24 protein-coding genes are annotated in these 23,259 nt (G+C 73.0%); 15 read left to right on the forward strand and 9 right to left on the reverse strand.

Going from position 1 to position 23,259, the window contains the following annotated elements:
* From rpoC to ACFFJG_RS13530, 5 genes are all read left to right on the forward strand, one after another.
* Positions 1 to 2,661, forward strand: a 2,661-nt coding sequence (rpoC, locus tag ACFFJG_RS13510) for a DNA-directed RNA polymerase subunit beta' (RefSeq protein ID WP_378519243.1), incomplete at its 5' end; no start/stop codon positions are given.
* An 83-nt stretch (positions 2,662 to 2,744) separates the two neighbouring features.
* Positions 2,745 to 3,326: a DUF4232 domain-containing protein gene (locus tag ACFFJG_RS13515; RefSeq protein WP_378519244.1), complete on the forward strand. Its 582-nt coding sequence runs from the start codon at positions 2,745 to 2,747 to the stop codon at positions 3,324 to 3,326.
* Between the two features lie 124 nt (positions 3,327 to 3,450).
* Positions 3,451 to 4,482: a sugar phosphate isomerase/epimerase family protein gene (locus tag ACFFJG_RS13520; protein WP_378519245.1), complete on the forward strand. Its 1,032-nt coding sequence runs from the start codon at positions 3,451 to 3,453 to the stop codon at positions 4,480 to 4,482.
* 79 nt (positions 4,483 to 4,561) lie between these two features.
* Positions 4,562 to 5,821: a geranylgeranyl reductase family protein gene (locus ACFFJG_RS13525; protein ID WP_378519247.1), complete on the forward strand. Its 1,260-nt coding sequence runs from the start codon at positions 4,562 to 4,564 to the stop codon at positions 5,819 to 5,821.
* A gap of 45 nt (positions 5,822 to 5,866) precedes the next feature.
* Positions 5,867 to 6,694: a lysophospholipid acyltransferase family protein gene (locus ACFFJG_RS13530; protein ID WP_378519248.1), complete on the forward strand. Its 828-nt coding sequence runs from the start codon at positions 5,867 to 5,869 to the stop codon at positions 6,692 to 6,694.
* Here the strand turns inward: ACFFJG_RS13530 and ACFFJG_RS13535 are convergent.
* On the reverse strand, positions 6,627 to 7,652 hold the full coding sequence (locus ACFFJG_RS13535) for an acyltransferase family protein (RefSeq protein WP_378519249.1): 1,026 nt from the start codon (positions 7,650 to 7,652) through the stop codon (positions 6,627 to 6,629). The genes ACFFJG_RS13530 and ACFFJG_RS13535 overlap by 68 nt on opposite strands.
* Before the next feature lie 30 nt (positions 7,653 to 7,682).
* Here ACFFJG_RS13535 and ACFFJG_RS13540 point away from each other — a divergent pair, with 30 nt between their 5' ends.
* The 3 genes from ACFFJG_RS13540 (at position 7,683) to ACFFJG_RS13550 (ending at position 11,262) form a co-directional block, all read left to right on the forward strand.
* A complete protein-coding gene (locus ACFFJG_RS13540; RefSeq protein WP_378519250.1) occupies positions 7,683 to 8,612 on the forward strand; it encodes an NUDIX hydrolase in 930 nt (309 codons plus the stop codon).
* Between the two features lie 10 nt (positions 8,613 to 8,622).
* A complete protein-coding gene (locus ACFFJG_RS13545; protein ID WP_378519251.1) occupies positions 8,623 to 9,900 on the forward strand; it encodes a hydroxyacid-oxoacid transhydrogenase in 1,278 nt (425 codons plus the stop codon).
* Positions 9,901 to 10,017: 117 nt separating this feature from the next.
* Positions 10,018 to 11,262, forward strand: a complete 1,245-nt coding sequence (locus ACFFJG_RS13550) for a class I SAM-dependent methyltransferase (RefSeq protein ID WP_378519252.1) — start codon at positions 10,018 to 10,020, stop codon at positions 11,260 to 11,262.
* Here the strand turns inward: ACFFJG_RS13550 and ACFFJG_RS13555 are convergent.
* Together ACFFJG_RS13555 and ACFFJG_RS13560 are read right to left on the reverse strand one after the other, a co-directional pair.
* Positions 11,259 to 11,393: an MFS transporter small subunit gene (locus tag ACFFJG_RS13555; RefSeq protein WP_378519253.1), complete on the reverse strand. Its 135-nt coding sequence runs from the start codon at positions 11,391 to 11,393 to the stop codon at positions 11,259 to 11,261. The two genes, ACFFJG_RS13550 and ACFFJG_RS13555, sit on opposite strands and share 4 nt — an antisense overlap.
* Complete coding sequence (locus ACFFJG_RS13560; RefSeq protein ID WP_378519254.1) at positions 11,390 to 12,784, reverse strand: OFA family MFS transporter; 1,395 nt, start codon at positions 12,782 to 12,784, stop codon at positions 11,390 to 11,392. Before ACFFJG_RS13560 ends, ACFFJG_RS13555 begins: the two co-directional genes overlap by 4 nt.
* A gap of 108 nt (positions 12,785 to 12,892) precedes the next feature.
* Between ACFFJG_RS13560 and ACFFJG_RS13565 the strand changes: the two genes are divergently transcribed.
* Positions 12,893 to 13,774, forward strand: a complete 882-nt coding sequence (locus tag ACFFJG_RS13565; protein ID WP_378519255.1) for a YjiK family protein — start codon at positions 12,893 to 12,895, stop codon at positions 13,772 to 13,774.
* Between the two features lie 83 nt (positions 13,775 to 13,857).
* Here the strand turns inward: ACFFJG_RS13565 and ACFFJG_RS13570 are convergent, their stop codons facing one another.
* The gene (locus ACFFJG_RS13570; RefSeq protein ID WP_378519256.1) at positions 13,858 to 14,226 is read right to left on the reverse strand and encodes a hypothetical protein; all 369 of its coding nucleotides are present in this window, start codon (positions 14,224 to 14,226) and stop codon (positions 13,858 to 13,860) included.
* Between ACFFJG_RS13570 and ACFFJG_RS13575 the strand changes: the two genes are divergently transcribed.
* Positions 14,225 to 14,440, forward strand: a complete 216-nt coding sequence (locus ACFFJG_RS13575; RefSeq protein ID WP_378519257.1) for a hypothetical protein — start codon at positions 14,225 to 14,227, stop codon at positions 14,438 to 14,440. The genes ACFFJG_RS13570 and ACFFJG_RS13575 overlap by 2 nt on opposite strands.
* A 315-nt stretch (positions 14,441 to 14,755) precedes the next feature.
* Here the strand turns inward: ACFFJG_RS13575 and ACFFJG_RS13580 are convergent, their stop codons facing one another.
* Positions 14,756 to 15,445, reverse strand: a complete 690-nt coding sequence (locus tag ACFFJG_RS13580) for an aspartate/glutamate racemase family protein (RefSeq protein WP_378519258.1) — start codon at positions 15,443 to 15,445, stop codon at positions 14,756 to 14,758.
* A gap of 20 nt (positions 15,446 to 15,465) precedes the next feature.
* Positions 15,466 to 16,218 (reverse strand): SDR family NAD(P)-dependent oxidoreductase, encoded by a 753-nt coding sequence (locus ACFFJG_RS13585; RefSeq protein ID WP_378519259.1) that lies wholly within the window; start codon positions 16,216 to 16,218, stop codon positions 15,466 to 15,468.
* A 41-nt stretch (positions 16,219 to 16,259) separates the two neighbouring features.
* Between ACFFJG_RS13585 and ACFFJG_RS13590 the strand changes: the two genes are divergently transcribed.
* From ACFFJG_RS13590 to ACFFJG_RS13605, 4 genes are all read left to right on the forward strand, one after another.
* Complete coding sequence (locus ACFFJG_RS13590; RefSeq protein ID WP_378519260.1) at positions 16,260 to 17,159, forward strand: RNase H family protein; 900 nt, start codon at positions 16,260 to 16,262, stop codon at positions 17,157 to 17,159.
* Between the two features lie 36 nt (positions 17,160 to 17,195).
* Positions 17,196 to 17,567 (forward strand): hypothetical protein, encoded by a 372-nt coding sequence (locus tag ACFFJG_RS13595; RefSeq protein WP_378519261.1) that lies wholly within the window; start codon positions 17,196 to 17,198, stop codon positions 17,565 to 17,567.
* 95 nt (positions 17,568 to 17,662) lie between these two features.
* The gene (gene mshA, locus ACFFJG_RS13600) at positions 17,663 to 18,919 is read left to right on the forward strand and encodes a D-inositol-3-phosphate glycosyltransferase (RefSeq protein ID WP_378519262.1); all 1,257 of its coding nucleotides are present in this window, start codon (positions 17,663 to 17,665) and stop codon (positions 18,917 to 18,919) included.
* 7 nt (positions 18,920 to 18,926) lie between these two features.
* A complete protein-coding gene (locus tag ACFFJG_RS13605) occupies positions 18,927 to 19,493 on the forward strand; it encodes a type III secretion system chaperone family protein (RefSeq protein ID WP_378519263.1) in 567 nt (188 codons plus the stop codon).
* On the opposite strand, the gene ACFFJG_RS13610 is transcribed toward ACFFJG_RS13605, so the two are convergent.
* From ACFFJG_RS13610 to ACFFJG_RS13620, 3 genes are all read right to left on the reverse strand, one after another.
* A complete protein-coding gene (locus tag ACFFJG_RS13610) occupies positions 19,490 to 20,410 on the reverse strand; it encodes a DMT family transporter (protein WP_378519264.1) in 921 nt (306 codons plus the stop codon). The genes ACFFJG_RS13605 and ACFFJG_RS13610 overlap by 4 nt on opposite strands.
* A gap of 75 nt (positions 20,411 to 20,485) precedes the next feature.
* Entirely contained in the window at positions 20,486 to 21,163 is a 678-nt protein-coding gene (locus ACFFJG_RS13615; protein WP_378519265.1) for a response regulator, read from the reverse strand.
* Positions 21,160 to 22,383 carry a sensor histidine kinase gene (locus tag ACFFJG_RS13620; protein WP_378519266.1) on the reverse strand — a complete coding sequence of 408 codons (1,224 nt, stop codon included), beginning with the start codon at positions 22,381 to 22,383 and terminating at the stop codon, positions 21,160 to 21,162. Before ACFFJG_RS13620 ends, ACFFJG_RS13615 begins: the two co-directional genes overlap by 4 nt.
* A 120-nt stretch (positions 22,384 to 22,503) precedes the next feature.
* Between ACFFJG_RS13620 and phoU the strand changes: the two genes are divergently transcribed.
* On the forward strand, positions 22,504 to 23,154 hold the full coding sequence (phoU, locus tag ACFFJG_RS13625) for a phosphate signaling complex protein PhoU (RefSeq protein ID WP_378519267.1): 651 nt from the start codon (positions 22,504 to 22,506) through the stop codon (positions 23,152 to 23,154).
* The last annotated feature ends 105 nt before the right edge of the window (positions 23,155 to 23,259 follow it).

Genomic DNA, 23,259 nt, shown 5'->3' on the forward strand with positions numbered 1-23,259 from the left:
AACCGGCCGCTGAAGTCGCTCTCCGACATGCTCAAGGGCAAGCAGGGTCGCTTCCGCCAGAACCTGCTCGGCAAGCGCGTGGACTACTCGGGCCGTTCGGTCATCGTGTCCGGTCCCCAGCTCAAGCTGCACCAGTGCGGTCTGCCCAAGCAGATGGCGCTCGAGCTGTTCAAGCCGTTCGTGATGAAGCGCCTCGTCGACCTGTCGCACGCGCAGAACATCAAGTCCGCCAAGCGGATGGTCGAGCGCGCCCGCCCGGTCGTGTGGGACGTCCTCGAGGAGGTCATCACCGAGCACCCCGTGCTGCTCAACCGTGCGCCCACCCTGCACCGCCTCGGCATCCAAGCCTTCGAGCCGCAGCTGATCGAGGGCAAGGCCATCCAGATCCACCCGCTCGTGTGCGGCGCGTTCAACGCCGACTTCGACGGTGACCAGATGGCCGTGCACCTGCCGCTGTCCGCGGAGGCGCAGGCCGAGGCCCGCATCCTGATGCTGTCGACCAACAACATCCTGAAGCCGTCGGACGGCCGCCCGGTGACCATGCCCTCGCAGGACATGATCATCGGCCTGTTCTGGCTCACCTCCGACCGGGACGGCGAGCCCGGCGAGGGCCGCGTGTTCTCGAGCCCGGCCGAGGCGATCATGGCCTTCGACCGTCGCGAGATCACGCTGCAGAGCAAGGTCCGCATCCGCCTCGACGACATCGTGCCGCCGCTCGACCTCGAGGTCGGGGCCGACTGGGAGGAGCGCACCGCGATCCTCCTCGAGACGACGCTGGGTCGCGTGTACTTCAACGACACCCTGCCCGCGGACTACCCGTTCGTGAACGAGGAGGTCGGCAAGAAGCGCCTCGGCGCGATCGTCAACGACCTCGCCGAGCGCTACACCAAGGTGCAGGTCGCCGCGTCGCTCGACGCCCTCAAGGACGCCGGCTTCCACTGGGCCACGCGCTCGGGCGTCACGGTCTCGATCGACGACGTCACCACGCCGGACAGCAAGGCCGAGATCCTGGGCCGCTACGAGGCGCAGGCCGAGAAGGTCCAGAAGAACTACGAGCGCGGCGTGATGACCGACGACGAGCGTCGTCAGGAGCTCATCGAGCTGTGGACCCAGGCTGCTGCCGAGGTCGGTCGCGCGATGGAGACCAACTTCGACCGCAAGAACCCGATCTTCATGATGGTCGACTCGGGCGCCTCCGGAAACATGAACCAGATCCGGCAGGTCGCGGCCATGCGTGGTCTGGTGGCCAACCCGAAGGGCGAGATCATCCCGCGCCCGATCAAGGCCAACTTCCGCGAGGGCCTCTCGGTGCTCGAGTACTTCATCTCGACCCACGGTGCCCGCAAGGGCCTGGCCGACACCGCGCTGCGCACCGCCGACTCGGGCTACCTGACCCGTCGTCTGGTGGACGTCTCGCAGGACGTCATCATCCGTGAGGACGACTGCGGCACCGAGCGTGGCCTGCCCAAGCGCATCGACGACGAGCACGTGGAGACCTCGGCCTACGCCCGGGCCTCCGCCGTCGAGATCACCCACCCGGAGACCGGCGAGGTCCTCGCCGCCGCCGGTGAGGACCTGGGCGACGTCAAGATCGGCGAGCTGGTCGCGGCCGGCATCAGCGAGGTCAAGGTCCGCTCGGTCCTCACCTGCGAGGCCCGCACCGGCACCTGCGCCAAGTGCTACGGCCGCTCGCTGGCCACCGGCCAGCTGGTCGACATCGGTGAGGCGGTCGGCATCATCGCCGCCCAGTCCATCGGTGAGCCCGGCACGCAGCTGACGATGCGTACCTTCCACACCGGTGGTGTGGCCTCCGCGGACGACATCACGCAGGGTCTGCCCCGCGTGGTCGAGCTCTTCGAGGCCCGCTCGCCCAAGGGCCGGACCCCGATCTCGGAGTCCGCCGGTCGGGTGAAGATCGAGGAGAGCGACAAGGCCCGCGTCGTCGTGGTCACCCCCGACGACGGCTCCGAGCCCCAGGAGATCCCGGTCTCCAAGCGCTCGCGCCTCAACGTCGAGGACGGCGACCACATCGAGGTGGGTCACCACATCACCTCCGGTACGCCGGACCCGCAGGACGTGCTGCGCATCCTCGGTGTCCGCAAGGCCCAGGAGCACCTCGTCGACGAGGTCCAGGAGGTCTACCGGTCCCAGGGCGTGTCGATCCACGACAAGCACATCGAGATCATCATCCGGCAGATGCTGCGCCGGGTGACGGTCATCGAGTCCGGTGACACCAACCTGCTCCCGTCCGACCTGGTCGACCGGGTCCGGTTCGAGGAGGAGAACCGTCGCGTGGTCTCCGAGGGCGGCAAGCCGGCCTCGGGTCGCCCGGTCCTCATGGGCATCACGAAGGCCTCGCTCGCGACCGAGTCGTGGCTCTCGGCGGCCTCCTTCCAGGAGACCACCCGGGTGCTCACCGACGCCGCGATCAACGGCCGCTCCGACAGCCTCCGCGGCCTGAAGGAGAACGTGATCATCGGCAAGCTCATCCCGGCCGGCACCGGCCTGGAGCGCTACCGCAACATCCGGGTCGAGCCGACCGAGGAGGCGCGCGCCGCTGCCTACTCGGTCACCGGCTACGACGCCTACGACTACGACTTCGGTCCGTCGTCGCAGGCCGTCGCGCTGGACGACTTCGACTTCGGTTCCTACCAGAACTGATCCGGTACCCGGTCGAGCCCCGGTCCCCCTCGCGGGGGCCGGGGCTCGTCGGCATTTTCGGGGTGCGACGCACACTGGACGACATGGTCCGATCCGTGTGGCACCGCTCCCTGATCCTGCTCCTCGGCACCTGTGCGCTCGTGCTCGTCGCCTCGCTGCACCTCCATCCCGGGACGCCCCCGGGCCGCGCGGCCGCGGCGACCCCGCTGAGCGCACCCGGCGTCGCCGAGGCGGCCTCGCGCGCGACGACCCCGGAGTGCCGCAGCGCGGACCTGCGCGCCGACTTCCGGGCGCGCGACGCTGCGGCCGGCCACCGCTACGGCGTGGTCCGGCTGCACAACGTCAGCGACCGCACCTGCGTCGTGCAGGGCTACGGCGGGCTGTCCTACGTCGGCGGGGGTGACGGCACCCAGGTCGGCGCGGCAGCCGACCGTGAGCAGGCCACCGCTCGCCGCGTGGTGCTCGCGCCGGGCGAGCGGGCGCTGAGCCTGGTCACCGAGACGGTGGCGCAGGACTACCCGCGGGGTCGCTGCCGTCCCGCGCCGGTGGACGGCTTCCGCGTCTACGCCCCTGACACCACCCGTTCGTTCTTCGTCGCCCACGCCACGACCGGCTGCCGCAACGACGCGGTGCACCTGCTCTCGCACCGCCCCTTCCACGGCTGAGGGGGCGCCGTCGTCCCCTCAGCGAGACGACACCGACTTTTGATTGACGTACGAGCAAAAGTCGCCCTACGGTCGACGTGATGTGGTGCCCATCACATCGTCGACGACAGGAAGGTGCACCCCCATGTGCTTCGGACACGACGGGGACGAGGCGCTCGCGCGCTCGTTGGAGGCACGCGGCGCCAGCCGCCGCGGACTCATCAGGGGCGCTGCCGGCGCCACGGTCGGCGCTGCGGCGCTCGGTGCCCTCGGCGCCTCGCCCGCGCACGCTGCCGGCAAGGGCCGCGGCCACGGGCACGGCGGTCACGGGGGCGGGGGGCACGGCGGTCGCCGGCTCGACCTCGACACCATCAGCATCCAGCTCTACACGCTGCGCGACGCGGCCGCGGCCCCCGGGTCGGGACCGGCCGCGATCGGGCACCCGGCGGTCCTCGAGGCCCTCGCCCGCTACGGCTACGACCGGGTGGAGCTCGCCGGTCTCTACGGCGAGACCCCGGCGAGCATGCGGGCGCGGCTCGACGGCCTCGGCCTGCGCGCCACCTCCAGCCACGACGGCATCAGCGCCGACACCGGGGCGGCCCACGCCAAGTTCCAGGGCGCGGTCACCCTGGGCCAGCGCTACGTCAACGTGCCCTACCTCGCCTCGACGGCCCTCGCGGACTGGCAGCGGTGGGCCGACCAGATGAACGCCGAGGCCGCGATCGCGCGCAGGTACGGCCTGCGCTACGGATACCACAACCACGCCCACGAGTTCACGACCGACCTGGGCGGGGGACTGACGCCCTGGGAGGTCCTGATGGACCGGCTCGACCCGCGCCTGGTGCACCTCGAGGTCGACCTCTACTGGGCCTTCACCGGTGGCGTGAACACCGGCCACACCACCGCCGAGTCCGCGCTCCAGTTCGCCAAGGACGTCATCGACGAGGCGCCGCTGCAGGTGCGGCAGTACCACGTGAAGGACCGCACCTCGATGGGCACGTCGCAGGCGGAGGCCGACATGTGCGACCTCGGCGTCGGCGTCATCGACTTCGCCTCGCTGTTCCGCCACCACCAGGTGGAGGAGTACATCGTCGAGAACGACACCCCCGACAACGCCGCCGCACCCCTGCTCACCGCGGCCGTCGGTCGGCTCTACCTCGAGCACCTGCGGTTCTGAGCATCGGCGAGCCGGTGCGACCCGTCCTGCGGGTCGCACCGGTGTCGCCGCGCTGGGGGCGGCAGGGGAGAATCTGGCTGTGACGACCCCCAGCTCGATCCCGGCCTCGATCCCGGCCTCGACCGACGTCCTCGTCGTCGGCGCCGGTCCCGCGGGCTCCGCCGCCGCCGCGTGGGCCGCGCGCGCGGGGCTCGACGTCCTCCTCGCCGACGCGGCGACCTTCCCACGCGACAAGACCTGCGGCGACGGGCTCACCCCCCGCGCGATCGGGGAGATGCAGAGGCTCGGCCTCGAGCCGTGGCTGCGCGAGCACACGGTCAACCAGGGGCTGCGGGCGCACGGCTTCGGGCAGACCCTGCTGCTGCCGTGGCCCGGCGGCTCGCTGCCCGACTGGGGCTCGGCCGTGGCCCGCACCGAGCTCGACGACCACCTCCGCTCGGTGGCGATCGCCAGCGGCGCGACCGCGGTCGACGGCGCCCGCGCGGTCGGCGTACGACGAGACGGGGAGCGGGTCGCGGCCGTCGAGTTCCGAGGCTCGCAGGGCACCTTCGAGGTCGCCTGCCGCTGGCTGGTGGTCGCCGACGGCGTGCGCTCGCCCCTGGGCAAGCTGCTGGGCCGGGAGTGGCACCGCGACACCGTCTACGCGGTCGCCGGCCGGTCCTACGTCGACTCCGACGCCTCCGACGACCCGTGGATCAGCTCCCACCTCGAGCTCCGCGACGAGCAGGGCGAGCTGGTCCCCGGCTACGGGTGGATCTTCCCGCTCGGCGACGGCACCGTGAACCTCGGCGCCGGCACGCTGGCCACGAGCCGCCGACCCGCCGAGGTCGCCATCAAGCCGCTCATGCAGACCTACGCCGACGCCATCGGCAAGGACTTCGGCCTGTCCGGCGAGCTGCGGCGGCCGACCTCGGCGCTGCTCCCGATGGGCGGGGCGGTCAGCAACGTCGCCGGCCCCAACTGGGCGTTGATCGGTGACGCCGCGGCCTGCGTGAACCCGCTCAACGGCGAAGGCATCGACTACGGCCTCGAGACCGGTCGCCTCGTCGCCGAGCACCTCGCCGGCGGCGCCGGACTGGGTGAGGCGTGGCGCTCGACCCTGGTGGAGCACTACGGCGAGTCGTTCTCCATCGCGCGGCGCCTGGCCGGCATCGCCACCCAGCCGAAGGTCGTCTCCGCACTCGGCCCCGCCGGCATGCGCTCGGACTGGCTGATGACGCTGGCGCTGCGGTGGATGGGCAACCTGGTCGACGACGCCGACCGCGACCGCGCCGCCCGCGTGTGGCGGTGGGCGGGACGACGCTCGATGGCGCGGGACGCCCGGCCGCCCTTCAGCTGATGACGGCGAGGCGATCCGGGAGCGGGTCGGCGCCGAACCAGTGCCGTGGGTGAGCAGGTCTACCGGGCGGCCAACGTGCTGGGTCGCGCCGCGATCCGGGCGCTGGCGGTGGACACGCGGTGGACGGGCCTCGACCACCTCCCCGAGCGCGGCCCCGTCATCCTGGCGGCCAACCACGTCAGCTACCCCGACTTCGTGCTGCTCGAGCAGGCGGCCGTCGAGCGGGGCCGGCACGTCCGGTTCCTCTGCCGTCACGACGTCTGGCAGGTGCCGCTGGTCCGCACGGCCATGGACCGGATGCAGCACGTCCCGGTGGACCGCGAGGCGCCCGCCGCGGCCTACCTGCAGGCGCGCCGCCTGCTCCGCCGGGGCGAGGCGCTGGGCGTCTTCCCCGAGGCGGGGATCAGCTGGTCGTGGACCGTCCGCTCACTGATGCCCGGCGTGGCCGGCCTGGCGCGGGAGACGGGTGCGCCGGTCGTGCCCGTGGGGGTCTGGGGCTCGCAGCGGCTGTGGTCGGTGGGTCCGCCTGACGGCCGCGGCCGCAGGCCGCGCCCGAGCCTGCGCCGGGGCAGGCGGGTCGACCTGTCCCTCGGCGAGCCGATGGTGCTCGGCGCGGGGGAGGACCTGTCGTCGTTCACCCGTCGGCTCGGCGAGCGGCTCACCGAGCAGCTCGAGGGTCTGCAGCGGCTGCCGCACCACGTCCCGCGGCCCGGGGAGCACGCCCCGTGGTACCCCGCCCACCTCGGCGGGCACGGCCCCACCCGCGCCGAGGCGGCGGCGTACGACGTGGTGCCGCGCGCGGCCCTCAGGCCGACGTGGGGGCCGGAGTGCGCCGGGCCCGGCGCTGCTCCACCCAGCCGAGCGGGTTGGTGAAGGGCTCCAGCACCCTGCGCACCGGCGGGCTCGCCAGCAGCAGTGCGAGCCCCACGGCGCCGAGGATCGTCAGCACCAGCCCGAGGGCCGGGTGGGAGGTGGTGAAGTCGGGCCAGCCGAGCGCCTTGACCGTCTTGATGACGAAGCCGTGGAAGAGGTACACGACCATCGTGGCGGTGCCCATCGTGGTGAACCAGCCGAGGTTGCGCCGCGGCACCAGCGCCATCGCCGCGAACGCGCCGAGCAGGCCCACCGCCATCACCGTGAGCCGGGTCTGGAAGACGATCTGGTTGGCGATCGGGATGTCCTCGTAGCCGGTGTCGTACCAGAGCAGCGCGGTCTCGGCCCACGTGTCGGTGTAGAGCGCCATGATGCCGATGCCGACCAGCGTCGGGACCGCGGCCGCCTTGACCCACACGTCGTCGAGGTGCGCGAGGTGACGCGGCTTGAGGTGCAGGCCGAGGACGAAGAACGGCAGGAGCCCGAGGAAGCGCGGGATCATCAGGGAGTCGTCGTTCCACAGCCCGCCGGCCAGGCTGACGACCACCGAGAGCGGCAGGAAGAGCCAGTGGCTCTTGAGGACGGGGGTGATGAGCCGCCACATCAGCAGCACGATGAGGTACCACATCGTCCAGTGCGGGACGAGCCAGATCGGGCCCTCCACCCCCTCGCCGACGACGACCTTGCGGTAGTAGAACAGCGCCGGCTCGAAGATCAGGTAGGGGACCGCGAGCGTGTAGACGAGCCCCTTGAGCCGGCGGCGGTCCCACTCGAACGACTTCGAGAGGTAGCCGCTGACGAACACGAAGGCCGGGATGTGCCACATGTAGATGAAGTCGTAGACCCAGTGGCTGCCCTGGGTGGCCTCCACCAGGCCGATCGCGTGCCCGATGACCACGAGCGTGACCAGCACCATCTTGACGTTGTCGAGCCACGGGTCACGGGACGGGGGAGCCACGCCGTCACCGTACTTCACTAGGTTGTGGGCATGGGATCACTGCCGAGGCGCCAGCGCGTGGCCGCGTACGCCGTGGTGCTGCGCGAGCGCGACGGGGTGGTGGAGATCCTCCTGAGCCGGCTCGCGCCGCGGATCTCGCGCTCGGAGATGTGGACCCTGCCCGGCGGCGGGGTGGACCACGGCGAGGACCCGCGCGACGCCCTGATCCGCGAGATCCACGAGGAGGCGGGGCTGGCCGCGACGATCGGGGAGCGGGCGCGCGTCTACAGCGCCCACATGCCGCGCACGCCGCGCGACGGGCAGCTCGTCGACGCCCACGCCATCCGCATCGTCTACGACGGCTGGGTCGCCCCCGACGCACCCGAGCCGCGGGTCGTGGAGGTCGACGGGTCCACCGTCGACGCCGCCTGGCTGCCCCTCTCCGACGTCCTGGCAGGCCGGGTGCCGGTGACCGCGTCGGTCTCCGACGCGCTCGCCGACCACGGCCCCCACCGCCTCCAGCGCGTCGCGGCCTACGCGGTCGTCGAGCGCACCCGGCCCGCCGGGGGCCGGGAGGTGCTGCTGACCCGGCTGTCCGCCCGCGCGGCGCACCCCGGGCGCTGGACGCTGCCGGGCGGCGGGATCGACCACGGCGAGCGCCCCGCCACGGCACTGGCCCGCGAGGTCGAGGAGGAGTGCGGGCTGGCCTGCGAGGTCGGCGACCTGGTCGACGTGCACGACAGCCACTTCGAGGGCACGGCGCCGTCGGGTCGCATCGAGGACTTCCACGGCATCCACCTCCTCTTCCGCGCCACGGTCGCCGACGGCGAGCCCCGCGTGGTCGAGCAGGACGGCACGACCGACGCCGTCGCGTGGGTCGCCGTCGACGACGTCGCCGGGGGCCGCGTCGAGGTCCTCGGGCTGGTGCGCCACGCGCTGGGGCTCCACGACCGCCCGGACGCCCCGGGCACCGACCGCTGAGGAGAGACCCGTGACCGAGACCGTCTTCACCTACGCCGCCCCCGGGCTCAAGTTCGGCAGGGGCGCGAGCCGCGAGGTCGGCTGGGACGTCGCCCAGCTCGTTGCGACGGCCGGTGGCGAGGCGCGCCGCGTGCTGCTGGTGACCGACCCGGGCGTGGCCGCGACCGGCCACCCGGCGCGGGTGGCCGGGGCGATGCGGGAGCGCGGGCTGGAGGTCGTGCTGTTCGACGGTGCCCGCGTCGAGCCCACCGACGCGTCGATGGAGGAGGCGGTGGCCTTCGCGCGCGACGCGGGACCGTTCGACGCGGTGGTCGCGGTCGGCGGCGGGTCGTCGATCGACACGGCGAAGGCCGTCGACCTGATGCTGACCAACGACGGCACGCTGATGGACTACGTCAACGCCCCCGTGGGCGGCGGCCGGGCACCCGAGCGGGCCCTGCTGCCGCTGGTCGCCGTGCCGACCACCACCGGCACGGGCGCCGAGTCCACGACGATCTGCGTGCTCGACGTGCTGGCGCTGAAGGTCAAGACCGGCATCTCGCACCAGCGGCTGCGCCCCACCCTCGCGGTCGTCGACCCCGACCTCACCACCTCCCAGCCGCCGCTCGTGACGGCCTCGTGCGGGATGGACATCCTGTGCCACGCGCTGGAGAGCTGGACCGCTCGCTGGTACGCCGACCTCGAGGCCAAGCGGCCCGAGCAGCGCGTGCCCTACTGCGGCGCCAACCCGATCGCCGACATGTGGTCGGAGAAGGCCCTGACGCTGCTCGCCGCGTCGTTCCGCACGGCGGTCCGCGACGGCTCCGACGGGCACGCGCGCGAGCAGATGGCGCTGGCGGCGACCTTCGCCGGGCTCGGGTTCGGCAACGCCGGGGTGCACGTGCCGCACGCCTGCGCGTACCCGATCGCGGGGCGGGTGCGCGACTACCGGCCCGCGGGCTACCCCGACGACGAGCCGATCGTGCCGCACGGCATGGCCGTGGTGATGACCGCGCCCGCGGCCTTCGCGCTGACCTTCGACGCCTCGCCCCAGCGCCACCTCCGGGCGGCCGAGCTGCTCGGCGCGACCGCGCCCGCCGGCCCCGGCGCCCTGCCCGAGGTGCTGCGCGGGCTGATGCGCGACGTGGGGCTGCCCAGCGGGCTGGCCGAGCTGGGCTACGGCGAGGCAGACGTCGACGACCTCGTCGGCGGCGCGCTCCAGCAGCAGCGCCTGCTCGCCACGGCGCCGGTCGACGTCACCGCCGAGCACCTCGCCGGCGTCTTCCGCGACTCCCTCGAGCACTGGTGACGGATCGCCCCGCACGGCCCCTCACTAGGATGGGGGGATGAACCCCCGTCACCGCCGACTCGTGATCCCGGTGGCGCTGGGGGCGCTCATCCTCATCGTCGTCCTCGCCGCGGTCCTGTGAGCGAGGCTCCTGCACCGCCGGAGCTCGCGCGGGTGCGCGCGGCGGTCCTTGACGCCGACCGGCTGGTCCGGGCGCTGGCCAGCGGGCGCCGCAAGGGGCGGCCGGTCCCGGTCGTCGACGGCCGCGAGGTGCGACGCGTGGAGCTGCGCGTGGTGGACCTGAAGGCCGGCCGGCACCTGCAGGTGACGTCGTACGACCAGACGCAGGCGCACACCGCCAACCACCCCGTCGGCGAGCAGGCGGCAGCCGCGGTCGACGCGCTGCTCGACCAGCCGTTCGCGAACTGGCACGTCGACACCGCCGCGGAGACGCTCCAGCTGCGGGTGACGAAGAAGGGCGTGCCGATGCTGCACGCCTCCGCCCGCGAGGGCGAGGTCGAGGTGCCGCGCGGCCACGACCGCGCCAAGGACCGACTGCTGCGCGAGGACGACCCGGTGCTGAGCGCGCTCGGCATCAGCGACGCCCAAGGCCGGGTCAAGCCGAGCCGGCAGGCGAAGTACCGGCAGGTCGAGGAGTTCCTGCGGCTGCTCGACGCCACGCTCACCGAGGCGATCGCCCAGGGTCACGTGCGCACGCCCACCGACGACGACCCGCTGCGCGTGGTCGACCTCGGGTGCGGCAACGCGTACCTCACCTTCGCCGCCCACCGCTTCCTCACCGCGCCGGTGGCCGACGGCGGGCGCGCTCTGGCGGTGCGGATGACCGGTGTCGACGTCAAGCAGCAGTCCGCCGACCACAACTCCGAGGTCGCCGCCGGGCTCGGGATCGACGCGGACTTCGTGGTCGGCTCGATCGCCGAGGCCGAGCTCGACCGGGCGCCCGACGTCGTGCTGGCGCTGCACGCCTGCGACACCGCCACCGACGACGCGCTGGCGCGCGGTGTGGGCTGGGGCGCCGCGCTGGTGCTGGCCGCGCCCTGCTGCCACCACGACATCGCCGCGCAGCTGCGGGCCCACCCGACGCCGGAGCCGTGGTCGCTGCTCACCCGTCACGGCATCCTGCGCGAGCGCTTCGCCGACACCCTCACCGACGCGATCCGCGCGACGCTGCTGCGGCGCGAGGGCTACCGCGTCGACGTGGTCGAGTTCGTCGAGAGCGCCCACACCCCGCGCAACACCCTGCTGCGCGCGGTGCGCACGGGCGCCGGCAGCGCCGACGCCGCGGCCGAGTACGACGCCGTGGTGGCGACCTGGGGCGTGCAGCCCCGCCTGGGCGAGCTGCTCGGCCGGCCCTCCGCCTAGCCGGTGAAGAGGGCGGACGCCTTGACCAGCGTCTGCCACAGGCCGTAGGCGAGGGGCACGCCGACGACCAGCCACGCCAGGACGACGAGGATCGGGTTGGTCGGGGTGCCGTCGTGGTCGGTGGTGCTCATCGCGAGACCTCCTGTCGGGAGGAGATGCGCTCCTCGTTGGCGGCGTGGGCGTCGTGGTCGAAGCGGGACTCCTCGACCGGGCGGATCAGCAGGTTGGCGACGAAGCCGACAGCGAGCACGCCCACCATCGTCAGCAGGGCGGGGCGGTAGTCGGCCGCGACCAGGTTGCCCGGCTCGCCGATCGAGTCGAGGATCCCGTTGACGATGAGCGGGCCGGCGACGCCGGCCGCGGCCCACGCGGTGAGCAGGCGGCCGTGGATGGCGCCGACCTCGAGGGTGCCGAAGAGGTCCTTCAGGTACGCCGGGACCGTCGCGAAGCCACCGCCGTAGTAGGAGATGATCACCACCGCGAGGGCGACGAAGACGACGGTCGAGCTGCTGCCGAAGAGCGCGAGCAGCAGGTAGAGCACCAGGCCGACGCCGAGGTACATGACGTACGTCTTCTTGCGACCGATCACGTCCGACAGGCTCGACCACACGAAGCGGCCCAGCATGTTGGCCAGCGACAGCACGCCGACGAACCCGCCGGCCGCGGCTGCGGTCACCGAGCTGTCGCCGCCGTCGCGGAAGAAGTCCTGGATCATCGGGGCGGCCTGCTCGAGGATGCCGATGCCGGCGGTCACGTTGCAGAACAGCACGACCCACAGCAGCCAGAACTGCGGGGTGCGGATGGCCTGGGAGGCCCGCACGAGGGCGCCGTTGGTGCCGGGGGAGTGCTCGGCGGTCTCGTCGCTGCCGTGGCCCGGGGGCACGCGCACCAGCGCGGCACCGACGAGCATCAGCAACGTGTAGACGATGCCGAGGGTGAGGAAGGTCTGGGCGAGCGCCGAGCCGGACGCGACCGCGCCGGGCTCGGTGGCCACGAACCCCGGGTCGTAGGCGGCCATCAGCCGGTTCGACAGCGGGGAGGCGATGAGCGCGCCGCCGCCGAAGCCCATGATCGCCATGCCGGTGGCCAGTCCCGGACGGTCGGGGAACCACTTGATCAGCGTCGAGACGGGCGAGATGTAGCCGATCCCGAGCCCGATGCCGCCGATGACGCCGTAGCCGAGGTAGAGCAGCCAGAGCTGGCCCGACGAGATGCCCGCCGAGCCGACCACGAAGCCGACGCCCCAGCAGACCGCGGCGGCGAGCATCGCCTTGCGGGGGCCCGACCGCTCGACCCAGGTGCCGAGGATCGCCGCGGACAGCCCGAGCATCACGATGGCCAGGGAGAAGACCCAGCCGATCGCAGTGAGGCTGGTGTCGAAGGTCGCGACGAGGGAGGTCTTGAAGACCGAGAACGCGTAGACCTGCCCGATCGAGAGGTGCACCGCGAGCGCGGCCGGGGGGATCAGCCACCGGCTGTAGCCGGGACGGGCGACGATCGCCTGCTTGTCGAGCACGGACATGCTGCCCCCTCTTTCCGAGTGGTGGTGGGCCGAACTCCTGCACGTTACGGACGGGTGGTTGAGAAATCACACACCTGCACGGGTGGGCCCCCCGACTACCGTGGAGCCGTGGTCAGGGGCGGGCGAGCAGCGGTGGGCGTGGCCGTGGTGCTGCCGTTCCTCCTCGGAGCCGCCGCGGGCGACGGCCCCGCGGCCGGGCGGCCGGTCCTGCGCTTCGAGGACGCCGACGTCGTGGAGTCCAGCGGGCTCGCGCTGGTCGACGGGCTCCTCGTGACCACCAACGACTCCGGCGACTCCGGCCGCGTCTTCGCCGTCGACCCGGCCACCGGACGGACGGTGGGCGTGACGTCGTGGACGCCGCAGCCCGAGGACGTGGAGGCGCTCGCGCCGGCCGGCGACGGCGACGTCTGGGTCGCGGACACCGGCGACAACCGCCACGTCCGGGACTCCGTCGAGGTGCTCCGCGTGCCGGTGGGTCGGGGTGAGCGCGACGCGGCCCCGGAGTCGTACGAGCTGGTCTACCCCGACGGCGCCCGCGACGCCGAGGCGCTGCTCGCGCATCCGGTCACCGGGCAGCTGTTCGTGGTCACCAAGGGCGTCTTCGCCGGCACGGTCTACGCCGCCCCGCTGCCGCTGCGGGCCGACCGGCCCAACCGGCTGGAGGAGGTCGCCCAGGCGCCGGGCATCGTCACCGACGCGAGCTTCCTGCCCGGGGGCGGGGCCCTCGTCCTGCGGACCTACGCCAACGCCCACGCCGTGGCGTACCCCTCGTGGGAGTCGCTCGGCTCGTGGGCGCTGCCCGCCCAGGACCAGGGCGAGGGGATCACCGTCGCCGCCGACGAGCTCTGGCTCAGCACCGAGGGCGCGCGCTCCCAGGTCCTCGCGGTCGACCTGCCCCGGCTCGCGGCCGCCGCCGACCTCGCCGGCCCCCGCTGGTCGGTCTGGCGCTGGCTCGCGACCGCCCGCGGCCTCCCGATCCCCGCCGCCTGACCGGCCGTCCACGGGGTGACTCGAGCGGACCTATGGCCGCTCGACGCACGCCATGGCGTGCGTCTAGCGTCAACGGCGTGCGTCTAGTCCGTCCGACCACACCAGACGGAGCGCCGGTGGCGGCCTCCGGGGTCCGCCTGCTCGAGCACCCGGCGTGACTGCTCCCAGGCCTCCTCGAAGAGCTCCCGGCTGATCTCGTCGTGTGGGAACCCCGTGTCCCACTCGTGGACGGGCGCCTCCGGCGTGCCGCCGTACCGGGTCTCGTAGGCCTGCACGGCAGGCAGGCCACCGCGATCTCGTGCGTGGAGCTCCTCCGCGAGCATCGCTGCTGCTTGGGGTCGATGGTCCGGGCCAACGAGCTCGACGGAGCGCGTCACCCAGCCGTCGTCACCGACCTCCCAGAGGAAGGTGATGTCTTCCACGTCCCAGTAGGACCGGATCCAACTCGCCATGGGTGCATCGTTCCAGACCTACCGGTGCCGAGCGGTCGGGATCATTCGCAGGCAAGCCGATCTTTGGGCGCTCTCCGCGCGCTCCCGGGTGCTCGCGGTCGACCTGCCGCCCGCCGTGGCAGCCGCCGTGGCAGCCGCCGACCTCACCGGCCCCCGCTGGTCGGGGTGGCGCTGGCTCGCCACCGCCCGCGGCCTCCCGATCCCCGCCGCCTGAACGGCCCCGACCGGCTGCTGACCGGCCGTCCACGGGGTGACTCGAGCGGACACGTCTCCGCTCGACGCACGCCATGGCGTGCGTCTAGCGTCAACGGCGTGCGTCTAGTCCGTCCGACCACACCAGTCGGAGCGTCGGTGGCGGCCCAAACAGCCCGCCGGACGGATCAGCTGGGCCGCACGGTCGCTCGCGACGGCCACGAGGGCGTGGTACGGCTCGGGTGCAGGATCCGAGTCACCTGGTGGCTCGGATCTTCCGCGTGGTGCCCGGAATCCCCGGATGTCCGGCGAAGTCGGAGAGCGGCGGTCGGAGCCGTCAGGCGAGGGCGGCGTCGAGGGCGGCCTGGACGTGGAGGGTGGTGCAGGGGAAGACCGGCAGCTCGACGTCGGCCTGCTTGACCAGCAGCTCGAGCTCGGTGCAGCCGAGGAGCACGCCGCCGGCACCGGCGTCCCAGAGCTCCTCGACGATCGAGACCACGCGGCTGCGGGTGCGGGGGAGGACGACGCCGTGGACGAGCTCCTCGTAGATCGCGTCGTTGAGGAAGTCGTGGTGGGCTGCGTCGGGCACGACGACGGACAGGCCGTGGGCGGCGAGCCGGTCGACGAAGAACGACTCCGACATCGCGACCTTGGTGCCGATCAGCCCGACCGTCTCCACGCCCGCGGCCTTCACGGCCTCGGCCACGACGTCACCCAGGTGGAGGACCGGGATGTCGACGGCCTCCTCGACCTGGTCGGCCACCTTGTGGAACGTGGTGGTGCACAGCAGCAGGAAGTCGGCGCCGGCGCGCTCGACGCCGCGGGCGGCGTCCGCCAGCAGCACCCCGACCTGGTCCCACTTCTCGTCGTCCTCGAGGTGGGTCACCTCGGCGAAGTCGACCGTGGTGAGCGCCAGCCGCGGCGACGACAGGCCGCCGAGCCGCTCGCGCATCCCGAGGTTGAGGTCGCGGTAGTAGACCGCGCTGCTCTCCCAGCTCATCCCGCCGACGAGTCCGATGGTCTTCACGCGCGGCAGTCTGCCACCTCTCAGGTGCGGTGCACCTTGTGTGCCGCTGCTTGGGCACGGGGCTTGATGACGAGCTCGTCGATGTCGACGTGGGAGGGCCGCGTGGCCACCCAGGAGATGGCGTCGGCGACGTCCTCGGCGACCAGCGGCTGGTCGACGCCGGCGTACACGGCGTCGGCCCGCTCCTGGTCGCCGCCGAAGCGGACGAGGGCGAACTCGTCGGTGCGCACCATGCCCGGGGCGACCTCGCAGACCCGGATCGGCTCGCCGTTGAGCTCGAGGCGCAGCGTCTCCGAGAGCACCTTCACCGCGTGCTTGGCGGCCGTGTAGCCCCCGCCACCCTCGTAGGCCCAGCGCCCGGCGGTGGAGCCGACGTTGACGATGGTCGCGTCGCCGCTCTCGCGCAGGGCGGGCAGCAGCGCACGGGTGACCCGGACCAGCCCGAGGACGTTGAGGTCGTACATCCACCGCCAGCCCTCGAGGTCGGCCTCGTCGACGCGGTCGGTGCCGACGGCGCCGCCGGCGTTGTTGACCAGCACGTGGCAGGTGGGGACCTGGGCGGCGAGGGCGGCGACCGAGGCGTCGTCGGTGACGTCGCAGGTCACCGCCCGGCCCCCGATCTCGGCGGCGAGCTCCTCGATGCGCTCGGTGCGGCGCGCCGCGCACACGACGTGGAAGCCCTGCGCGGCGAGGGCGCGGGCGGTGGCCGCCCCGATGCCGCTCGAGGCGCCGGTGACGACGGCGGTGCGGGTGGGGGTCTGGTCCGTGCTCATGCCGCCATCCTGCCAAGATCGCCGACTGGGACAATGGCGGGGTGATCATCGCGGCGGCAGACGGCTCGGCACTCGGCAACCCCGGCCCGGCGGGCTGGGCCTGGTACGTCGACGACGACTGCTGGGCCTCGGGCGGCTGGCCGCGTGGCACCAACAACATGGGCGAACTGATGGCCGTGCTCGACCTGCTGCAGCAGACCGCGCACGTCGACGACGAGCTGCACGTGTTCTGCGACAGCAAGTACGTCATCGACTCGGTGACGAAGTGGATGCCCGGCTGGAAGCGCAAGGGCTGGAAGAAGAGTGACGGCAAGCCGGTGCTCAACGTCGAGCTGATGAAGGCGCTCGACGCGGCGATGGAGGGACGCCGCGACCGCGTGCGGTTCGAGTGGGTCAAGGGCCACGCGGGCCATGAGCTCAACGAGGCCGCCGACCGCCGCGCCAACGCCGCCGCCACGGCCTACCAGCGCGGCACCACCCCTGACCCGGGCCCGGGCTTCGCCGGCAGCGCGGTGGCCCACCCCGACGCGCAGGTCGGGCAGGTCGAGGACGAGCCCGACCTCTTCAGCGAGCTCGACCTGGCCGGCGAGCGGCTCTCCGACGAGGAGCAGGTGGTCGCGCTGGAGCGCTCGCTGCTGACCGACGAGGTGCGCTCGGACCGCGCGGCCGTCGCGGCGCTGCTGCACCCCGACTGGCAGGAGGTCGGGCGCTCGGGCCGGCTCTGGAGCCGCGAGGAGATCCTCGACGCCATCGGCCCGGGTGAGCCGGTGAGCCTCGACGTGGTGTCGGTGGGCCGGGTCGACCGCGACACCATCCTGCTCGTGTGGCGCGCCCTGGCCGACGGCCGCTCCACCCTGCGGAGCAGCCTCTGGGTGCGTCCGGCCGACCGGGTGGGCGCGCCGTGGCAGCAGCGCTACCACCAGGGCACCGACGAGTCCTGAGCGCGGCCCCCGCCTCGCGCGTGGCATCATCGCCGGATGCCCCACTCCAAGATCGCGGCCCCCGCCGCCGTCGTCGGCGGACTGCTCCTGGTCCTCGCCGCGCTGCTCGGCGGTGGTGACGGACCCCTCGTCAGCACCCTCCACCTGCTCGGCCTGGCGGGCCTGGTCGTGTCGGCGGGGCTCTTCGGGAGCACCCTCGTCAGGAGCGACGCCGCCGGCATGCGGGTCCTGGTCGGCCTGGCGTCGGGCCTGCTCGTTCTCTCGCTCGTGGAGGCGTTCCGGCCCGCCACGACGCACTGGTACGACGCCTTCTGGGGCGTCCTGGCCCTCGCGCTCGGCGTCCTCGGCCTGGTGCGCGGCCGTGGCACGTCCGGCACCCGCGCGGGGTCGGGCGCGCACGCCCACTGAGGGACGCCCGGGAATCACCGGGCCGTCCGCGGGGTTGTGCCGGAGGTGCCCGCGTCCGGGTCCGTCGGCGTGGCCGCAGCGAAGGAGGAGCAAGCGTGGGTGAACGCGTGGCGATGATCAGCCTGCACACCTCGCCCCTCGACCAGCCGGGCACCGGCGACGCCGGGGGCATGAACGTCTACGTCATCGAGCTCTCCCGGCGGCTGGCCGCCCAGGGGATCGCGGTCGACGTCTTCACCCGCGCCACGTCCTCCACGCTCCCGCAGGTCGTCGAGGCGGCCGACGGGGTGCTGGTCCGTCACATCGCCGCCGGGCCCTTCGAGGGCCTCACCAAGGGCGAGCTCCCCGGTCAGCTGTGCACCTTCGCCCGGGAGGTGCTGCGCACCGAGGCCGCCCAGCCGCTGGGCCACTACGACGCCGTCCACTCCCACTACTGGCTCTCTGGCCAGGTCGGCGCGCTCGCGCGCGACCGCTGGAACGTGCCGCTCGTGCACTCGATGCACACGATGGCGAAGGTCAAGAACGCCTCCCTGGCCGCGGGGGACACCCCCGAGCCCGCCTCCCGGGTGATCGGCGAGGAGCAGGTGGTCGAGGCCGCCGACCTGCTGGTCGCCAACACCGACACCGAGGCGCAGCAGCTCGTCGAGCTCTACGGTGCCAGCCCCGACGCCGTCGAGGTGATCAGCCCCGGCGTCGACCTCGAGGTCTTCGCGCCGCGCGACAGGGCCGCGGCCCGCCGTGCACTGGACCTCCCGCAGGACGCCGTCGTGCTGATGTTCGCCGGCCGGATCCAGCCGTTGAAGGCCCCCGACGTGCTCCTGCGCGCGGTGCACGTCCTGGTCGAGCAGGACCCGGCCCTGCGCCACCGCCTCGTCGTCCCCGTGGTGGGCGGCCCGTCGGGCTCCGGCCTCGAGCACCCCACGGCGCTGGCCGACCTCGCGGCCGAGCTCGGCATCGCCGACGTCGTCCGCTTCGTGCCCCCGGTCTCGCAGGGCGAGCTCGCGGTGTGGGCCGCGGCCGCGACCGCCGTCGCCGTGCCGTCCTACAACGAGTCGTTCGGGCTGGTCGCGGTCGAGGCCCAGGCCACCGGGACCCCCGTCGTCGCGGCGGCCGTCGGCGGCCTCACCACCGTCGTGCGCGACGGCGTCAGCGGCCTGCTGGTCACCACCCACGAGCCCCGCGACTGGGCCCACGCGCTGCGCCGGCTGGTCGACGACCCGGCGCTGGTCGAGCGGCTCGGCGCGGGAGCGGTCGCGCACGCCCGCGAGTTCTCGTGGGAGCGCACCGCGGAGCGCACCCTCGACGCCTACGTCCGCGCCGCCGGCCGGATGCGTGCGGCGCTCGCGTCATGATGGCGTCATGACCGACGACCCCGCAGCCGTGCCCGCCTCAGTGCCCTCGGACGAGACGGCCGCCGCGGTCGAGCGGCTGCGCGCCTACCTCGCCGACAACGACATCGAGCACGAGGAGCTCGGCGGCGGCTCGTTCTCGCTGACCCTGCCGGGGGAGAAGAAGCTCCAGACCCCCGTGCGCCTCGACGTCGGGCCGCACGCCCTCGGCGTGCACGCCTTCGTGTGCCGCAACCCCGACGAGAACCACCCGCGGGTCTACCGCTGGCTGCTCGAGCGGAACCTGCGGATGTACGCCGTCTCGTTCGCCGTCGACCGCACCGGCGACATCTACCTCGAGGCCCGGCTCCCGCTCGCCTCGGTCACCGACGACGAGCTCGACCGCCTGCTGGGCTCCGTGCTCGCCAACGCCGACTCGTCGTTCAACGCCATCCTCGAGCTCGGCTTCGCCTCCTCCATCCGCAAGGAGTGGGAGTGGCGGATCTCGCGGGGGGAGTCCACCCGCAACCTCGAGGCGTTCCGCGGCTGGCTCGAGGCCGGCACCGGCCCGGAGGCCGACGGCACCGACGGGTCCTAGCCGACCGGCCGCGGCTTGCGTCGCGTCATCAGCACCCCGACGATCGCGAGCGCACCGCCGACGAAGGTGAGCGACGGCGGCACCTCGTCGATCGTCACCCAGGCCACGAAGGTCGCGATGAGCGGCACGAGGAAGGTCGTCAGCGACAGGGCGCCCGCATCGGTGTGGGTGAGCGCGAAGGCCCACGTGGTGAAGGCGATCGCGGTGGGGAACACCCCGAGGTAGACCACCCACCACAGCTCGGCGCCACCGTCGGCGACGATCCCGGGGAGGTCGCCGGCGAACGGCAGGCAGGTGACCGCGCCGATGAGGAACGACACCAGCACCACCTGCACCGACGGCAGGCGCCGCAGCAGGACCTTCTGCGTCAGCACGCCGACGGCGTACATCGCGGCCGCGAGCAGCACCAGCAGCACGCCGACCAGGCTCGCGTCGGGGTCGTCGGAGGAGCCGCGCGCGATCACCGCGACCCCGGCAAACCCGACCACCATCCCTGCGACCAGCCAGGCGTGGAGCCGCTCGCCGAAGAGCGGCACGGCGACGAGGGCCACGATCACCGGCCCGATCTGGATGATCATCGCCGCGGTGCCGGCGTCGACGTGGCGCTCGCCCGCGTTGAGGGCCAGGTTGTAGACGCCGAACCAGCCGAGGCCGCCGAGGGCCAGCAGCCCCCACTCGCGACGGGTGGGGCTGACCCAGCCGCGCCGCAGGACCAGCGGCAGCACGACCAGCGCCGCGACGAGCAGCCGTCCGGCCCCCAGCGCGCCGGGGCTGACGTCGCCGGCGACGTGGCGGATGACGACGAACGCCGACGCCCACATCACCAGCGTCACCGCGCCGGCCGCGACCGGGAGCCACGGGGCGGGAGAGGTGCGCTCGTCAGGTGCGGTGTTGGTGGTCTCGCTCGTGGTCGTCACGGGTCAAGACTAGGTACACCCATGACGCACCACCAGCGCATTTCGGACGTCGTACGCCGACTTCCCGCCGCGCGGTCAGAGGTCGAGCTTGTAGCCCAGGCCGCGGACGGTCACGAGGTACTTCGGCTCGCTCGGGTCGGGCTCGAGCTTGGCGCGCAGCCGCTTGACGTGGACGTCGAGGGTCTTGGTGTCGCCGACGTAGTCCGAGCCCCACACGCGGTCGATGAGCTGGCCGCGGGTCAGCACCCGGCCGGGGTTGCGCAGGAACATCTCGAGCAGCTCGAACTCCTTGAGCGGCAGGCGCTGCTCCGAGCCGTCGACGGTCACGACGTGGCGCTCGACGTCCATCCGGACCGGGCCGGCCTCGAGGGTGTCGGGCATCAGCTCGGGCTCGGTGCCGCGGCGCAGCACCGCGCGGATGCGGGCCACGAGCTCGCGCGGCGAGTAGGGCTTGGTGACGTAGTCGTCGGCGCCGAGCTCGAGGCCGACCACCTTGTCGACCTCGTCGTCCTTGGCGCTGACCATGATCACCGGCGTCGACGACGTCTGGCGGATCTGGCGGCACACCTCGGTGCCGGGCACGCCGGGGAGCATCAGGTCGAGCAGGACGATGTCGGGGCCGAACCGGTCGAACTCGGTGAGCGCGGTGGTGCCGTCCGCGGCGATCGCCACCTCGTAGCCCTCCTTGCGGAGCATGTAGGCGAGCGCGTCGCTGTAGCTCTCTTCGTCCTCGACGACGAGTACCCGGGTCACCTTCGTACCTCCTGCTGTGTCCTGCTGGTCGTGGGGTCGTCGGCGGTCGTGCCTCGCGGCACGACGACCTCGACGGGGGTGGTGGTGCGGCCCTGGCCGGGCTGCGGGTTGCGGGGGAGCGTGAGGGTGAAGGTCGAGCCCTGCCCCTGCACCGACCACACCGCGATGTCGCCGCCGTGGGTGGCGGCGACGTGCTTGACGATGGCCAGCCCGAGCCCGGTGCCCCCGGTGGAGCGGTGACGGGCAGGATCGACGCGGTAGAAGCGCTCGAAGATGCGGTCGATGTCCTCCGGCGGGATGCCGATGCCCTGGTCGACGACCGACACCTGCACCTGGTCGCCCTCGGAGCGGGTGGTGACGACCACGCGGGAGCCCTCGCCGGAGTAGGTGACGGCGTTGGCCACCAGGTTGCTCACCGCGGCGCCGATCAGCTCCTGCGAGCCGAAGACCTCGAGGCCGTGCTCGCCGCGCGACTCCACGGTGATCCGCTTGGCGGCGGCCTCCATCGCGCTGGTGTCGACGGCGGTGAGGACCGCGGCGTCGAGGTCGACCATCACCGGCGTCTCGAGCGGGTCGTGGGCCTGGAGCCGGGAGAGCTCGATGATCTGCTGGACCAGGTTGGCCAGGCGGTCGCTCTCCAGCAGCATCCGCGTGGCGAAGCGCTGCACCGCCTCGGGGTCGTCGGAGGCATCGGTGACGGCCTCGGCCAGCAGCTTGATCGCGCCGACCGGCGTCTTGAGCTCGTGGCTGACGTTGGCGACGAAGTCGCGGCGGACCTCCTCCACGCGCTTCTCCCGGGTGCGGTCCTCGACGAGCGCGAGGACCAGCCGGGCGCCGAGGGGCGCGACCCGGGCGGTGAGCGTGCGGGCCGTGCCGCCGTCGGGTGCGGGGAGGTCGAGCTCGCTCTCGCGGATCTGGCCGTCGCGCCGCACCTGGGCGACGAGGTCGAGCAGCTCGGGGACCACCAGGGTGCTTCCGCGCACCAGCCCGAAGGCGTACGCCGGCGCGGACGCCTTGAGGACGTGGTCGGACTCGTCGACGACGACGGCGCTCGAGCGCAGGATGCTGAGCACGGCGGCCACGCCGGCCTGCACCACCGGCTCCTCGACCTGCGGCAGGGTGTGGCGCTGCCGGTCGCTGATGTGCCAGGCGAGCACCGCACCGCCCGCCATCACGGCTCCGACGATCGCGGCCAGACCGGCTTGCATGGTCGGATCCACGGCCACCATCGTACGCATCGGCACGGGGGCCCCCGCCCCGATGGACGCCCGGCGCCGAGTGTTCACGCGCCGTTCATCGCTCGCCCACGGCTGTTCGCCTGGGCTGCCTACAGTGCGCCCATGCGTGAGGCATTCCACGACCAGCTCGACGGCATCTTCGCCGACCTGTCCGAGATCTGCGGACAGGTCGAGGTCGCCGTACGAGAGGCCACCAAGGCGTTGATGACCGGCGACGTCCACACCGCCGACCAGGTCATCAGCGGCGACAAGGCGATCGACGCCGCCCGGGAGCGGGTGGACGACACGTCGTTCCAGCTGCTCTCGCTGCAGCAGCCCGTCGCCGGCGACCTGCGGATGATCGTCTCCGCGCTGCGGATGGTCAGCGAGCTCGAGCGGATGGGCGACCTGTCGGTCCACGTCGCGAAGATCGCCCGCCTGCGGGTGCCGTCGGTCGCCGTGCCCGAGGAGCTGCGCCCCACGATGGAGCGGATGGCCGAGACCGCCGAGGACATGGTGCGCCGGGTGCGCAGCATCATCGTCGACCGCGACGTCGACGCCGCCATCGAGCTCGGCCGCGACGACGAGGTGATGGACCAGCTCCGTCGCCGCAGCTTCAAGGAGCTGCTCTCCACCGACTGGCAGCACGGGGTCGAGGCCGCCGTCGACATCGCCCTGCTCGGGCGCTACTACGAGCGCATCGCCGACCACGCCGTCTCGGTCGCCAACCGGGTCGTCTTCGTGGTCACCGGCGAGGTGCCCGCCCGCGACTGAGCGGATCTCGACGCGCCCGTCGCGGCTTCGTGCCTCAGCCGCGGGGCTTGCTCGATCTCGCTGAGCCCACGCCGCCGGCTCGTTCCTCGCCGGCGGCTGCTCAGC

Source organism: Nocardioides zeicaulis, from assembly GCF_042432345.1.
Lineage (GTDB): Bacteria > Actinomycetota > Actinomycetes > Propionibacteriales > Nocardioidaceae > Nocardioides > Nocardioides zeicaulis.

What these genes read in the sequence shown, in the direction of transcription:
- ACFFJG_RS13595 (WP_378519261.1), top strand. Translation starts at nt 17,196, where the DNA reads ATGCCCCACTCCAAGATCGCGGCCCCCGCCGCCGTCGTCGGCGGACTG.
- ACFFJG_RS13585 (WP_378519259.1), bottom strand. Translation starts at nt 16,218, where the DNA reads ATGAGCACGGACCAGACCCCCACCCGCACCGCCGTCGTCACCGGCGCC.
- ACFFJG_RS13555 (WP_378519253.1), bottom strand. Translation starts at nt 11,393, where the DNA reads ATGAGCACCACCGACCACGACGGCACCCCGACCAACCCGATCCTCGTC.
- ACFFJG_RS13570 (WP_378519256.1), bottom strand. Translation starts at nt 14,226, where the DNA reads ATGGCGAGTTGGATCCGGTCCTACTGGGACGTGGAAGACATCACCTTC.
- ACFFJG_RS13520 (WP_378519245.1), top strand. Translation starts at nt 3,451, where the DNA reads ATGTGCTTCGGACACGACGGGGACGAGGCGCTCGCGCGCTCGTTGGAG.
- ACFFJG_RS13515 (WP_378519244.1), top strand. Translation starts at nt 2,745, where the DNA reads ATGGTCCGATCCGTGTGGCACCGCTCCCTGATCCTGCTCCTCGGCACC.
- ACFFJG_RS13540 (WP_378519250.1), top strand. Translation starts at nt 7,683, where the DNA reads ATGGGATCACTGCCGAGGCGCCAGCGCGTGGCCGCGTACGCCGTGGTG.
- ACFFJG_RS13560 (WP_378519254.1), bottom strand. Translation starts at nt 12,784, where the DNA reads ATGTCCGTGCTCGACAAGCAGGCGATCGTCGCCCGTCCCGGCTACAGC.
- ACFFJG_RS13605 (WP_378519263.1), top strand. Translation starts at nt 18,927, where the DNA reads ATGACCGACGACCCCGCAGCCGTGCCCGCCTCAGTGCCCTCGGACGAG.
- phoU (WP_378519267.1), top strand. Translation starts at nt 22,504, where the DNA reads ATGCGTGAGGCATTCCACGACCAGCTCGACGGCATCTTCGCCGACCTG.
- ACFFJG_RS13575 (WP_378519257.1), top strand. Translation starts at nt 14,225, where the DNA reads ATGGGTGCATCGTTCCAGACCTACCGGTGCCGAGCGGTCGGGATCATT.